Source organism: Pseudomonas sp. SWRI179, assembly GCF_014268705.1.
Taxonomy (GTDB): Bacteria; Pseudomonadota; Gammaproteobacteria; order Pseudomonadales; family Pseudomonadaceae; genus Aquipseudomonas; species Aquipseudomonas zanjanensis.
This window is the reverse complement of sequence record NZ_JABWRA010000028.1, coordinates 1-13,835: the sequence shown is the minus strand read 5'-3', so window position 1 is coordinate 13,835 and position 13,835 is coordinate 1. Positions and strand designations below refer to the sequence as shown.

The following is a 13,835-nucleotide window of genomic DNA, read 5'->3' as shown; positions in this document are numbered from 1 at the left end:
GCAAGGGATGTGCCCGGTCGGGCAAAGAGCTTTGAAATACGGGGTTGGCGGCGGGAGAGGAAACGACAATGCACCATCAACGACCACCTCGCGGACGCTGGTGCAATACGGCGCTCCGCATTGGGGCGTGGATGTGGGCCAATTCAAGGTGAGATTTTCGACCGCCCGACTATGCTGACTCTTCTGCCATTCTGAACAGGGGAAATCCGTTTGAATGATTCTGGCGCTACGAGCAGTTTTCTTCTCGACGAGACGGCGGTTTTTGACGTATTGCCTGGCGTTAAACCGGCCGAGCACCCGAAATGGATGCATGTGACGCATTTGAGAGAAGGCAGGTATTCGCTGATTCTCACCGCTGGAGAGCACCTTCGAAGCAGCGAGTTGCAGGTGTTTGCTGATACAACCTTGCACGTTCGTTTTTCGGCGGCTCTACCCAGCATCAGTTCGGATGGCCTCACCTGCTCAGTTGTTTTTTTCGATGATCAAGCTCAAGCCGAATTTCAACTTGGAGCGTTTCATGTTGGCGGAGGCTATACCGCGTCGGAATGGAGGACGGTGGATTTGGATCTGGCTTGGTTGGCGGGCAAGCGTGGCCGTCTCCTGGTAGCGTGTGGGCCTGGGGCGAAGAACGATCCAACGGCAGATTGGCTGGCGATCGCTGACCTGTGCATAGCCAGAGAGTGGGAAATGAAAGCGCTTCTGGCGAAAACCCATCAACCCATGCGCATGAAAAACGAGATCGCACACTTCAGCAGCGTCTACCGGAATGAGTTCTATGCAAACGTCCAGGAGCGACAGAGTGAAACGGCAATGGGCGTTGCTCGCGCCGTCCGCCGATTAAATGGACCGGTTCAGGCGCAAGGGCCTGGTGCGCCGGCTGACATGGTCATTTTGGAGCCGTTTGAAGGAGAGGCCGCCTACGCTTATGCGACGCGTCTGCTGAGGGCGAACGTCCCGCAAATGCCGCCTGACTTTCAAGCGAGGCTACGCCGGAAAGTCACGGACCACGGGGCGATAAAGGTCTTGTCGATCTGCAGTGGCGCCGCGCGGATAGAGGCCGGTTGGTCAGCGGCTGTTCCCGAAGGCGTGGAATGGTCGTTGCTGGATATCAATGAAGATCTGCTTCAAATCGCGGCAAAGCAGTTTCCGCCAGGGATCCACCTCGATTTGATCGTGGCGGATGCGAATAACCTGGTGCCTACCGGTGAACAGTGGGATGTCATTATTTGTGTGTCGGCATTGCATCATTTGGTAGAACTGGAAAAGGTCATGCGCTTTATCTCCCGTAGTTTGAAAAATGATGGAGAGTTCTGGAGTGTGGGGGAGGCCGTGGGACGTAATGGCAATCGCTTGTGGCCCGACGCAATAATCGCCGCTGACGCCGCATTCTCTTCCTTGCCGGCGCGCTACCGACTCAATGCCGACACTCAGGTTGTCGATGCTGTCATTCCGGACAAGGACCATTCGATTGGTTGTTTCGAGGGGATTCGAAGCGAGGAGATTACCGCGCTCCTTGAGCGTTGGCTGAAGCCGGTAGACGTTTACCGCACCAACTGCTTCCTCTGGCGAATGGTGAATCTTGCCTACAGCGGGAATTTCAATCTTGAACAAGCTGAAGACCGGGCCTTAGTGATTGAACTGGTGCGAGCGGAGCTCGAGCATTTTCGCAATGGAGGCCTTGGGACCGAGTTATTCGGCGTCTACAAAAAGAAGCATCTTTTCAGCGACGGCGCATCAGACCGATAAAGAACAGTCCGCCGATAGCAGCTGTGGCGACCCCAATCGGCAAGTCCTCCGGCGCGATCAACGTGCGGGCCGCCACGTCCACCCACACCAGGAACAGGCTGCCGAGCAGCACGCAAGCCGGCAGCAGCCGCCGATGCTCTGCACCCACCAGGCGCCGGGCAATGTGCGGCACCATCAGCCCGACAAAACCGATCGAGCCGCTGATGGACACCAGTACGCCGGTCATCAGCGACGCGATCAGGAAAATCCACAACCGCACCTTCGCCGCGTTCAAACCCAGGGTCACGGCGGTCTGTTCGCCGGCCATCAGCGCGTTCAACGGCCGGGCCATGCCCAGCAGCAACACCAGCCCCAGCAGCACACTGGCGGCCGGCACGGCCAGCAGTTCCCAGCGGGCCAGGCCCAGGCCGCCGAGCATCCAGAACATCACCGCCGAACTGGCACGATGATCACCGAGGAACAACAACAGGTTGGCCGCCGCCATCATCACGAAGGACACCGCCACGCCACACAGCAACAGCCGATCACTCTCCAGCCGGCCTTGGCGGGCAGCGATGGCCAACACCAGCAACATGCTCAGCAGCGCGCCGATGAAGGCCGCGACAGGCAGGGTCAGCAAACCGATTATTTCACCGACATGCAACACCACGATCACCGCCCCCAAGGTCGCACCGGAGGTGACACCCAACAGGTGCGGATCGGCCAGCGGGTTGCGCGTCACCGCTTGCAGCACCGCGCCGATCAGCGCCAGCCCGGCACCGACCAGGGCTCCGAGCAGCAGGCGCGGGACGCGGATCAGCCAGACGATATGTTCCTGGCCGGGCGTCCAATAGACCTCGCCCACACCGAAGGCCTTGTGCAGCAGCAGATCCCAGACCACGGCCACCGGCACCCGCGCCGGGCCAAAGCCCAGTGACACCACGCACGACACCAGCAACAGCGCGCCGAGGACCATCAGCAGGGCGCCGTAGCGACGATTATTCATTGGTCGTGGAAACCCCGTGCCAGGGTTTGCACCGCCAGCACGTTATCGATGCCCGGCGTGGCCTGCACGTAAGGGATCACAATGAAGCGCCGCTGCTTGATGGCATCCACCGATTGCAGGGCCGGGTTATCCAGCAGGAATTGTTGCTTCTGCTCGGCGCTGACTTCGCCGTAGTCGACGATCACGATCACCTGCGGGTTGCGTTCGACCACGTTCTCCCAGTTCACCCGGGTCCAACTGGTTTCCACGTCCTCGAGGATGTTGCGTCCGCCGGCTGCGTCAATCAACGCCTGAGGCATGCCGAGACGGCCGGAGGTCATGGCACGGTCTTCGCCGCTGTCATACAGGAACACGCGCGGTTGTCGGGTCGGCAGGTGCTTGCGCGTTTCGGCCACCTGGGCCTGCATCGTCGCGATCAGCGCATTGGCGCGATCCTGCACATCGAAGATCTTGCCGAGGTTGCGCAGGTCGTTGTAGGTGTCTTCCAGGGAGGCCGCCGGGCGTTTCATCACGAAGGCGCAGGATTCGGTCAGTTCGTAGACGTTGATGCCCAGCGGTTGCAAGGTCTGCGGCGTCAGGTCGCCGCCCACGCGCATGCCGTAGTCCCAGCCCGCGAAGAAAAAGTCGACGTTGGCATCGAGCAGGGTTTCCACCGAGGGATATTTGGCGGCCAGTTCCGGCAGGCCGTCGAGGATATTCGCCATCTCGGGTGTCACCGATTTCCAGCCGCTGATACCGCTGTAGCCGACCATGCGCGGCTTGAGGCCCAGGGCGAGCATCATCTGCGTCATGTTGATGTCATGGCTGACCGCATGGCGAGGGGCCTCGTTGAAAACCACTTGGCGGTTGCAGCTCTGGACCGTCAACGGGTAGCGGGTGGCTTCGGCCAGGGCATTCGTGCTGACCAGCAGGAGGGGCAGCAACAGCAGGAAACGCAAAGTCATGGTTGGGTTATCCAGGTGATTCGTGGGTAGCCGGACAGCGGGTGCTCATCCACCAGGGCGTCGACGCCGAACACCTCGCGCAACAGCTCTGCCGTGAGGACGTCCTTGGGCGTGCCGCTGGCGACGATGCGCCCGTATTCGATCACGTACAGGCGGTCGCAGAAAGCGGCGGCCAGGTTCAAATCGTGGAGGCTGGCGAGGGTGCCGATGCCCAGGCCCTTGATCAGTTGCAGCAATTGCAATTGATAGTGCGGGTCGAGGTGGTTGGTCGGCTCGTCGAGGATCAGCAACTGCGGTTGCTGGGCCAGGGCACGGGCGAGGATCACCCGCTGTTTTTCCCCTCCCGACAGCGTGGCGAAAGCATGATCGCCAAAACCTTCGAGCCCTGCCGATGCCAATGCCTGGAGCACCAGCCGGCGGTCTTCGTGATTGTCGCTGTCGAATAGACCTTTGTGGGGCGTGCGGCCCATGGCGACCACTTCCTCCACCGTCAGGCCGAAGGCATCGGGAAATTCTTGCAGCACCACGGCGATGCGTTGGGCGCACCAGCGCGAGGACTGTTTCCAGAGGTTGTGATGTCCGAGCCTGACCTCGCCATGTTCTGGCCGGCTGAAGCGATAGGCGCAGCGCAACAGGCTGGTCTTGCCGCTGCCGTTGGGCCCGATCAACCCGACAAACTCCCCGGCCGCCACCTGCAGCGTGGCATCACGCAGCTGGAACTGGTGATGACAGTGGCCATGGCCCAGGGGCGTCCAGGCGAGGTGGGAGAGGGTTAGGGAGGTCATGCGGTTACTCGGCATTTGGTATGGAACACAGTCTCATTGTGGGAGCGGGCTTGCTCGCGAATGCGGTGTGTCAGTCAACATTCATGTGTCTGACACACCGCATTCGCGAGCAAGCCCGCTCCCACAGTTTTAACTGTGTTCGTGGTTTGGAAAGCGAGCACGATTGTAGAGGTTTCGCGCCACCTTCCGTTAACGCACTGTCTTCAGTTTGAAGATGAGGCAATCTCAGGCTGGCGATTGAGCCGGGTAACAAGCCGATCCAGCGCCCACACCACCACCAGCGAAGCGCCCACCAACGGGAACACCAGCGCCAGGGACAACATGATCAACACCCCGGTCTTCCAGGTCGGCAGGTCGTGGCGCAGTGGCGGCACGCCGAACTTGCCCTGGGGCCGGCGCTTCCACCAGATCACCAGGCCACTCACCGCGCTGAGCAGGATCATCAGGCAAACCAGCAGCACGAGAATCTGGTTCAGCGGGCCGAACATCTTGCCTTCGTGCAGCATTACGCCGGTCTCGGTGGCGCGGGCCACGATACCGTAATGCTCCCAGCGCACATCGGCCAGGACCTTGCCGGTGTATTGATCCACGTGCAGGGTCGCATCGTTGCGCGGGTCATCGGCGAACACGGCGATGGTGAACACGCCCGAGGCGGTCGTTGGAAGCGTGATGCTGTAGCCAGGCTCGACCTTGCGCTCGGTGGCGATATCCTGCACCGCTTGCAGGCTGACGGCCGGGGCGGCGGGACCCTCGTGCATGCTGCCGTGGGCCATGTGCTCGGCATGGTCGCCAGACATCGGCATCGGCGTGTTTTCCATGGCCCACGGCACAGTCTGGCGATGGGCGTTGTTGAGGCTGCCGGCCTCGACGTCGGACTTGGGCACGTCATTCCACATCGCCGCCGGGAAGCGGTTCCAGAGGTCGGCGTATTGCTTGCCCCAGAAGCCGGTCCAGGTCATGCCGCTGAGCAGCATCACCAGCAGGAATGCCGCGCCCCAGAAACCGACGACAACGTGCACGTCGCGCCAGAACACCCGACCGCGCGCGCTCCAGCGCGGCCACAGCACACCCGCCGATGATTGCCCGCGCGGCCACCACAGGTAGAGGCCGGAGACCACCAGCACCACGCCCCAGCCGGCGGCCATTTCCACCAATCGGTCACCCACCGTGCCGATCAATAACTCGCCGTGTATCGCTCGGGCCATGGCTTGCAGATTGTCTTTCGCGTCCTGCTCGCCGAGGACATCACCGTGGTACGGGTCGATGAACACATTCAACTCCCGACCCTTGTCGATCACCACGAACTGCGCGCTGCGCTCGGCGTTGACCGGTGGCAGGTACTGCTTGACCTGACCTTCGGGGTAAGCCTGGCGGACCTGCTTGAGCAGGTCGTCCGCCGCCAGGGCGTGATGCCCGGCCGGCACGTTCAGCAGGCTGCCGTACATCAATGGGTCGAGTTGCGGCTTGAACAGGTAAATGATCCCGGTCAGGGCCAGCATCACCATGAACGGCGCCACGAACAGCCCGGCATAAAAATGCCAGCGCCAGGCCAGGTTGTAGAAATTCGGTTTCGGTTGGCTCATTGCAAAGCGCTCCGCAGGGCAAATTGGGTTGTTATGTTTTTAGCGGTTGCCAGGCAACCGATAAGCAGGGAGCCTTAAACACAGACCTTGTGGCGAGGGAGCTTGCTCCCGCTGGACTGCGCAGCAGTCCCTGGCTTTCTGCGGTTGCTACGCAACCGAGCGGGAGCAAGCTCCCTCGCCACAAGGTCAGGTGTCAGGCCTTGCCTGTGTTGTTAGAAACTCATATCCACCTTCGTCCAGAGCGTGCGCCCCGGTTCGTTGATGGCCTGGGGGTCGCTCGCCGGGTAGCCGAACCCGGCGTTGCCGGCCAGGTTCAAGTGCTCGGCGTAGGCTTTGCCGAACAGGTTGTCGACGCCACTGCTGACCTTCCAGTGCGGGTTGATGCGGTAGGCGCCGTTGAGGGAGAAGACCCCGAACCCCGAGCTTTTGCCGTAGTCCTTGCCCACCACGTTGCCCTTGTTTTCATCGACCCGGTGCTGCGCGGCCACCACCCGCCACAAGGCTCCGGCGCTCCAGCGGTCTTCGCTGTAGGTCAGGCCCAGGCGCGCATCCAGCGGTGGCATCTGCGCCAGGGCGTTGCCGTCGCTGCTGTTCTTGCCCCAGGCGTAGGCCAGGGTGGCGTCGGCTTTCCAGCGCTCGGTGAGCTTGTAGGCCGCGCCCAGTTCTCCGCCCATGATCCGTGCGTCGATGTTCTCGGCCCGGGAAGTGGTGCCCATCATCCCCGGCGTGTAGTCGAACAGGATGTAGTCGCGTACCTGCCCGACGTATCCCGATGCCCAGGCTTCGAGGGTTTCGGTCTTGTACTGCAGGCCGAAGTCGAGCTGGGTGGTTTTCTCCGGCTTGATCGCGTCGAAAGCATTCAGCGAACCGCTCGGGCCGGCGTTCGGCGAGAACAGCTCCCAGTAATCCGGGAACCGTTGCGCGTGACCGATGCCTGCGTAGAGGGTGGCGGGGCTGTCGTCCAGGTCGTGCTCGTAGCGGACGAAACCGCTGGGCAGCGTGTCGGCGCGGGTGTCATCGGCAGTAGGATTGGGACGGGCCGACATGCCGGAACCGATGCTCTGGCGGTAATCCTTGGCCGAGGCGCGATCGAGCCGGGCGCCGGTGATCACTCGGTCGCGGTCGGCGGCGTACCAGGTCAGTTCGCCGAACACCCCGTAATTGTGGAAGTCGGCGTCCTTGGTGTACGGCAGGTCCTTGTAGGTGTCCACGCCCATGCTGCTGCGTTGGCGATGCTCGTTGGTCTGGGCGTCCAGGCCGCTGATCAATTGCACATCGGCCCAGCGCCAAGTGGCCTTGATGCGCGCGCCGAGGGTGCGGCGATCGACATTGGAGGCCATGGGCCCGGCCATCATCCCGGTGCCGGACGGCGTGCGCAGGGTGTAGTTGTCCATCACGTGGTCGGCGTAGTTGTAGTAGACCTGGGCTTCGACTTTATCCAACACGTCACCGATGTTCGAACGCTCGAAACGCAGCCCGAGGCTTTCGCGCTTGAACTGCGAACCGTCCATGCCGCGCCCGGCGTAGCGCGCTTCACCGTCACCCTTGCCGGCCGTCAGCTCCAGCAGGGTATCGGCGTCCGGCGTCCAGCCGAGGGCGACGTCGCCATTCCATTTGTCATAGCGCGACGGCACGGTGTCGTTATTGCCGTCGCGGTAATCGTCCGAATGGGCGGTGTTGCCGATCACCCGCACATAGCCCAGGGGCCCACCGGCGGCGGCATCCACCACCTTGTCGAAACGGCCGTTGGAGCCGGCCAGCACACTGGCATTGACCCGGGTGCCCAGCTCGCCGAACTGCTCCGGCTCGCGCTCGAACAGCACGGTCCCGGCCGATGCGCCGGGGCCCCAGAGCACGGTTTGCGGGCCTTTGATGACGGTGAGCGTGTCGTAGGTTTCCGGCGAGATGTAGGACGTCGGCGCGTCCATCCGGCCCGGGCAAGCACCCAGCAGCATGCTGCCGTTGGTGAGGATGTTCAGCCGTGAGCCGAACATGCCGCGCAACACCGGGTCGCCATTAGTGCCGCCGTTGCGCACCAGGGCGAAGCCGGGAATGGTCTTGAGGTAATCGCCGCCATCGCTGGCCGGCACCGGTTGGCGCGGGTCCTTGGGATTGGTGACGACGGTCAGCGGCGAGCTGGGGGCGACGGCGGTGATGACCGTCGGGCTCAGTTCTTCGACCGGATGGTCGTGATGCTCGTGCTCATCGGCCAGCGCGAACGGGGTGAGCAGCAGGCCGCACAGTGCGGCAATGGTTTGGCGCGAACGAACCCGTGGCTCGTTCAGGGGGCAGCGAACCTGGGCAGAGCCCAACGCGATGCCGGCAGAAAACCTGGACATGATGATTCCATCGAACAGACGTAGACGACACGGTCGGGCAGCCTGGGACTGTCTTGTACGACCGGGAGAAATAAGTGTCGGGTTTACGCGTCGAGGGGCGGTGCGCGGGTGCGGGCACCTGGGAAGAACGCCGACCGGGCATGGCCCAGGCGTGGGGAAGAACGGGTGTAGATGCTGGTGTGGGGTGTGTCGAAGACCGCGAAGGTGTGGCCGCCGGGCAGCGCGGGGCAATTGAACAGCAGGCTGCAATAACCGCACTTTTCCCACAACGCGTGGTGCTCGCTCTGGGGCGGGCAATGTTCGGCTGCGGGCGCTTCGTGCGCCGTCATGTCCATGCCCATCTCCATGTCCATACTCATGGACACAGGCATGGACGAAGACATGCGCTGATCCATCGGCATCGACTGGGAAACCAGCGGACCGATAAAGATCATCAGCATGGCGAACAGGCTGATCCAGCTGCCGCGGGTCAGGCTCATGGGCTGACGGCGGTGCCTGGACAGGCTGGCGCGACGAGGTTGCATGGGCGGCTACGTCTTACTGGCCGTGCTTATGCGTCTTGGTGCCGTCGGGTGCTTTTTTCTGCACCGCGACATCCACCGTGACATCCCCGGCTTTTTCGAAATGCAGGGTCATGGGGAAGCGTTTGCCGTCGCTGAGCAGGCTGCGGTCTTTCAGGTCCAGCAGCATTACGTGATACGCCATCGGCGCGAAGGTGACGGTCGCACCGGGGGCGATATTCACGACGGGCACCGGTTGCATTTTCATCAGGTCGTTTTGCATCACATGCTCATGGAGCTCGGCTTTGCCGGCGATGGGCGAGTCGACGCTGAGCAGTTTGTCCGCGGTCGTGCCGCTGTTGTGAATCACGAAATATGCGGCAACAGTAGGCGCGTTGGGTGGCAACTCTTGGGACCACGGATGAGCGATCTCAAGCTCGCCCGCCTTGTATTGGTGAGCTTGGGCGATGCCGACGGGAAGCAGCAGGGCGGCCAGCAGGATAAGTTTGTTCAACATGGAAAATCTCCGGAACGATTCAGGGCGCAGGTTTATGCGGGAAGAATCAGGCCAGAGGCGAGGCGCGAGGGTTCAGGCTGGGCCATTGCTGGCGCGGGGTAGGGCTGTCGAGTTTCGAATGGGTGGCGGCACGATGGGCCAGTTGAGCATCCAGATACAACTGCGGGACATGCCCGGCGAGCGCCACCAACGGCGGGGAACCTGAGCAGCACCAGCAATGCTGCATCGTTGAATGACTGTCCTGTTGCGGCGTGCCCTGTTCGAGCTTGCCCAGGGAAATCGCCACCATTCTCGTGCCGCTGGATGAGCAGAAACTGCCCCACAACAGCTGCTCGGCTGGTGCATCAGCAGTCGCGCCACCGCTGTTGGAAAGCGGCATGGCAAGCATGTTGAACAGCACTGCGAAGCAGGCGATCCAGGCAAATGCAAGCCGTTGTCGGGACATGGGGCAATCCGCTCGGTTGGGCGATCAGGTGGCGGTATTTAGCCTGATCAGGGTTGAGAAGTAAAAAAGCCACGTGCGGTGTAGGGTCGCAGGGCTTGTGTTAACAGTAGCAACAGATCTTCGAATGAGTGCTTTTGTGGCGAGGGAGCTTGCTCCCGCTGGGGCGCGGAGCGGCCCTAAAATCGGACATTGCTGTGTGTCAGGAATATCGCGTCCGCTTTTTTGGGGCTGCTGCGCAGCCCAGCGGGAGCAAGCTCCCTCGCCACAGGGCGGCGGCTGTGCGCAGGTTAGTCGACCGGGGAGTCCAGCATTACCGGCGCGCCCGAAGGCGCCCTGCGCACAACCACCATCAAGTGCAGGGATGAAATACCTGACTGACGAAGCTTGTGAACCCGCTGAAAACCTCGGGCGACTAAACCCGATCACTGAAGGGCAGTGACGGGAATCAAGTTACCGAGGGCCTCCAAGGCGCACAAACCGGCGGATTCTGGCGTAGTTGTAGGCAGCGACGCAAGGTGATGTAGCCTGCTGACGTAGTTCTGACAGGACAGGCTTTTAGGACGGTGCAGTTTTCTGTCAGACCAACTGCCGCAGCCCCTGCAACACCTCATCCACCGTCCCAAACTCCCGATCCACCCCCGCCAGCACCGGCCGCTTCAACACCAACACCGGCAACCTCCGTTCCCGCGCCACCTCCAGCTTCGGTTCAGTCGCCGTGCTACCGCTGTTCTTGCTCACAAGCACATCAATCCGCCGCCGTTCGAACAATTCACGCTCGCCCTCGATATGAAAAGGACCACGGGCCCCAATCACTTCGCAGCGTTCGTTACCGGGGTAAATGTCCAGGGCGCGCAGGGTCCAGAATTGCTCTGGCGGAATTTCATGCAGATGTTGCAGCGGTTCACGGCCGAGGGTGAAGAGGGGGCGATGGAAGGGTTTCAGGGCCTGGATCAGTTCAGCCCAGTCGGCCACTTCGCGCCAGTCATCGCCGGCCTGGGGTTGCCAGGCCGGGCGGCGCAGGGCCCAGCAGGGGATGGCGCAGGCACGGGCCGCGTGGGCGGCGTTGTGGCTGATCTGGGCGGCGTAGGGGTGGGTGGCGTCCAGCAGCAGGTCGATGCCCTCGGCGCGGATGAAGTGCGCCAGCCCTTCGGCGCCGCCGTAGCCGCCGACGCGCACCTGGCAGGTCAGGTCGGTGGGGATGCGACCGATGCCGGCCAGGCTGTAGATGTGTTGGGCCCCGAGGGTGCGGGCGATGGCCAGGGCTTCGGTGACGCCGCCGAGCAGCAGGATGCGTTTCATTTCAAGGCTCTTCATGTCAGGGCTCTTCATGGCAGAGCTCCGGCGTGACCGACAATCCCACCCTGGCGGTCGATGGCGAAGACTTCGACCTGGACCTGGGCCGGCACCACGCTGCGCGCGAAGGCCAGCGCGTGTTCGCACACCGCGTCACCGAGGGCGATGCCGGCGGCGCTGGCCATCGCCAGGGCCTGTTGGCTGGTGTTGGCTTCTCGAATGCCTTGCTGCAACATCTCATCGGCACCGATGGCAGCCGCCCATTCGGCCAGTTGTGGCAGGTCGATGCTCGAATGGCGGCTGTGCAGGTCCATGTGGCCGGCGGCGAGTTTGCTGATCTTGCCAAAGCCGCCGCAGAGGCTGAGTTTTTCCACCGGCACCTTGCGCACATGCTTGAGCACGGCGCCGACGAAGTCGCCCATTTCGATCAGGGCGATTTCCGGCAGGTTGTAGACCCGGCGCATCGTGTCTTCGCTGGCATTGCCGGTGCAGGCGGCGATGTGCAGGTAGCCGTTGGTTTTCGCCACGTCGATGCCCTGGTGGATCGAGGCAATGTAGGCCGCGCAAGAGAACGGCCGGACGATGCCGCTGGTGCCAAGGATCGACAGGCCGCCGAGGATGCCCAATCGCGGATTCATGGTTTTCAACGCCAGGGCTTCGCCGCCCTCGACATTGACCGTGACTTCGAAACCTCCGGCATAACCGCATTCTTCGGCCAAGCGACCCAGGTGATCGTTGATCATTTTGCGCGGCACCGGGTTGATCGCCGGCTCACCGACGCCCAGCACCAACCCGGGGCGCGTCACCGTGCCGACGCCGCGACCGGCGATGAAACGCACGCCGGGTTCGGCGATCAAGCGCACCTGGGAAAACAACAGGGCGCCGTGGGTCACGTCCGGGTCATCGCCGGCGTCCTTGATCGTCCCGGCTTCGGCGCCTTGTTCGGTCAGCCGGCAGAACTCCAGGCGCATCTGCACCTGCTTGCCCTTGGGCAGCACGATTTCCACGGCATCGGCTTCGGTGCCGCAAAGCAGCAGTCGCGCGGCTGCCAGGCTGGTGGCCGTGGCGCAGCTGCCGGTGGTCAGGCCACTGCGCAAGGGGGCGGGTTGTTCGGCGGTTTCGTCACGCATCGAGAGGTTTGACCAGGTCGAGCAAGGTGATCGGCAAGGCCTGGCGCCAGGTGTCGAACTCGCCCAAGGGCTGGGCCTGGGCGATGTGGATGCGGGTCAGTTCACCGCCGTGACGTTCGCGCCAGTGCATCAAGGTCATTTCGCTTTGCAGGGTCACGGCATTGGCGACCAGCCGACCGCCGGGCTTGAGTTGGGCCCAGCAGGCGTCGAGCACGCCTTCGCGGGTGACGCCGCCGCCGATGAACACCGCGTCCGGACGTTCGAGGTTTTCCAGCGCCTGCGGGGCACTGCCGCGAATCAGTTGCAGGCCCGGTACGCCGAGGGTGTCGCGGTTGCGTTCGATCAAGCCTTGCCGGCCTTCGTCGGCTTCGATGGCCAGGGCCCGGCAACTGGGGTGGGTGCGCATCCATTCGATGCCGATGGAGCCGCTGCCGGCGCCGACGTCCCAGAGCAGCTCGCCGGGTGTGGGGGCGAGGCGGGCGAGGGTGATGGCGCGCACGTCGCGTTTGGTCAACTGGCCGTCATGTTCGAACGCGGTGTCCGGCAAACCGGCCAGGCGTGACAGGCGCGGTGTCGACGGTTCGCCCCGGCATTCGACGGCGATCAGGTTCAGGTCGGCGACGGTGGTGTCGGACCATTGTGTCGCAGTGCTTTCGATCCGTCGTTCTGCCGTGCCGCCCAAGTGTTCCAGCACCGTCATGGCGCTTGGGCCGAAGCCCCGCTCGCGAAGTAAGCTCGCCACGGCGGCGGGGCTGTGGCGGTCGTTGCTCAGCAGCAACAGCCTGACGCCTGTGGATAAATGCCCATTGAGCGCCGCCAGGGGACGCGCCACCAGCGACAGCGTGACCACTTCCTGCAACGGCCAGCCCATGCGCGCCGCGGCCAGTGAACAGGAGGATGGCGCGGGGATGACCAGCATCTGGTCGCTCGGCACCTGTTTCGCCAGGCTGGCGCCCACGCCATAGAACATCGGATCGCCGCTGGCCAGCACGCACACCGGTTCGCCCTGCCGAGCGAGCAGCGGCTCCAGGGAAAACGGGCTAGGCCACAGCTCCCGCTCGCCGCGGATACACAGGGGCAACAGCTCCAACTGGCGAGGGCTGCCCAGGATCCGCGATGCTCGCAGCAAGGCATGGCGAGCCGTTCGGCCCAGGCCCTTGAAGCCGTCTTCACCGATGCCCACTACGGTCAGCCAGGGGGTCATCTCTGTTCCTCGAATAGTTGGGTTGATCGACAGGCGTGTCGCCGCCGCGAACCGGGCCGCCATCATACCGCGCCCCGGCGGATCAGGCGCCTGGCGCAACATCATTGTGGCTGCGAGACCGCCTTCGCGAGCAAGCCCGCTCCCACAGGAATTTGGGGTGAACATAGAATCTGCGGGGGACAGCCTGGCCAAAACTGTGGGAGCGAGCCTGCTCGCGAAGGCGGCGGTCCATCCAACATCACTTTTTCAGACAGACCCGTGATGGCTGGGAAAGCTTTTGTGGCGAGGGAGCTTGCTCCCGCTTGAGTGCGCAGCGCTCATCGCTTTTTTGGGGCCGCTGCGCGACCCAGCGGGAGCAAGCTCC

12 protein-coding genes are annotated in these 13,835 nt (G+C 63.1%); 1 reads left to right on the top strand and 11 read right to left on the bottom strand.

Annotated features, from left to right (window positions below; all coding sequences use genetic code 11):
* Positions 1-210: 210 nt before the first annotated feature.
* Positions 211-1,746: a class I SAM-dependent methyltransferase gene (locus tag HU767_RS16825; protein ID WP_186707771.1), complete on the top strand. Its 1,536-nt coding sequence runs from the start codon at positions 211-213 to the stop codon at positions 1,744-1,746.
* Here HU767_RS16825 and HU767_RS16820 read toward each other — a convergent pair.
* The 11 genes from HU767_RS16820 to cbiE all read right to left on the bottom strand — a co-directional run bounded on the left by HU767_RS16820 (position 1,721) and on the right by cbiE (position 13,471).
* Positions 1,721-2,731 (bottom strand): iron ABC transporter permease, encoded by a 1,011-nt coding sequence (locus tag HU767_RS16820; protein ID WP_186730035.1) that lies wholly within the window; start codon positions 2,729-2,731, stop codon positions 1,721-1,723. The genes HU767_RS16825 and HU767_RS16820 overlap by 26 nt on opposite strands.
* Positions 2,728-3,675, bottom strand: coding sequence for an ABC transporter substrate-binding protein (locus tag HU767_RS16815; RefSeq protein ID WP_186707767.1), 948 nt, complete (start codon positions 3,673-3,675; stop codon positions 2,728-2,730). Before HU767_RS16815 ends, HU767_RS16820 begins: the two co-directional genes overlap by 4 nt.
* Positions 3,672-4,460 carry an ABC transporter ATP-binding protein gene (locus tag HU767_RS16810; protein WP_186730034.1) on the bottom strand — a complete coding sequence of 263 codons (789 nt, stop codon included), beginning with the start codon at positions 4,458-4,460 and terminating at the stop codon, positions 3,672-3,674. The genes HU767_RS16815 and HU767_RS16810 overlap by 4 nt, the downstream gene beginning before the upstream one ends.
* A gap of 203 nt (positions 4,461-4,663) precedes the next feature.
* Positions 4,664-6,043 (bottom strand): PepSY domain-containing protein, encoded by a 1,380-nt coding sequence (locus tag HU767_RS16805; RefSeq protein ID WP_186730033.1) that lies wholly within the window; start codon positions 6,041-6,043, stop codon positions 4,664-4,666.
* Positions 6,044-6,255: 212 nt separating this feature from the next.
* Positions 6,256-8,382: a TonB-dependent copper receptor gene (locus tag HU767_RS16800; RefSeq protein WP_186730032.1), complete on the bottom strand. Its 2,127-nt coding sequence runs from the start codon at positions 8,380-8,382 to the stop codon at positions 6,256-6,258.
* A gap of 83 nt (positions 8,383-8,465) precedes the next feature.
* Entirely contained in the window at positions 8,466-8,861 is a 396-nt protein-coding gene (locus tag HU767_RS16795) for a DUF2946 domain-containing protein (protein WP_186730062.1), read from the bottom strand.
* 58 nt (positions 8,862-8,919) lie between these two features.
* Positions 8,920-9,399, bottom strand: coding sequence for a copper chaperone PCu(A)C (locus tag HU767_RS16790; protein WP_186707757.1), 480 nt, complete (start codon positions 9,397-9,399; stop codon positions 8,920-8,922).
* 46 nt (positions 9,400-9,445) lie between these two features.
* The gene (locus HU767_RS16785; protein ID WP_186707755.1) at positions 9,446-9,844 is read right to left on the bottom strand and encodes a DUF2946 domain-containing protein; all 399 of its coding nucleotides are present in this window, start codon (positions 9,842-9,844) and stop codon (positions 9,446-9,448) included.
* A gap of 576 nt (positions 9,845-10,420) precedes the next feature.
* Positions 10,421-11,143: a cobalt-precorrin-6A reductase gene (locus tag HU767_RS16780; protein WP_186730061.1), complete on the bottom strand. Its 723-nt coding sequence runs from the start codon at positions 11,141-11,143 to the stop codon at positions 10,421-10,423.
* A 26-nt stretch (positions 11,144-11,169) separates the two neighbouring features.
* A complete protein-coding gene (locus tag HU767_RS16775; RefSeq protein WP_186730031.1) occupies positions 11,170-12,267 on the bottom strand; it encodes a cobalt-precorrin-5B (C(1))-methyltransferase in 1,098 nt (365 codons plus the stop codon).
* Positions 12,260-13,471: a precorrin-6y C5,15-methyltransferase (decarboxylating) subunit CbiE gene (cbiE, locus tag HU767_RS16770; RefSeq protein WP_186730030.1), complete on the bottom strand. Its 1,212-nt coding sequence runs from the start codon at positions 13,469-13,471 to the stop codon at positions 12,260-12,262. Before cbiE ends, HU767_RS16775 begins: the two co-directional genes overlap by 8 nt.
* Positions 13,472-13,835 lie beyond the last annotated feature (364 nt).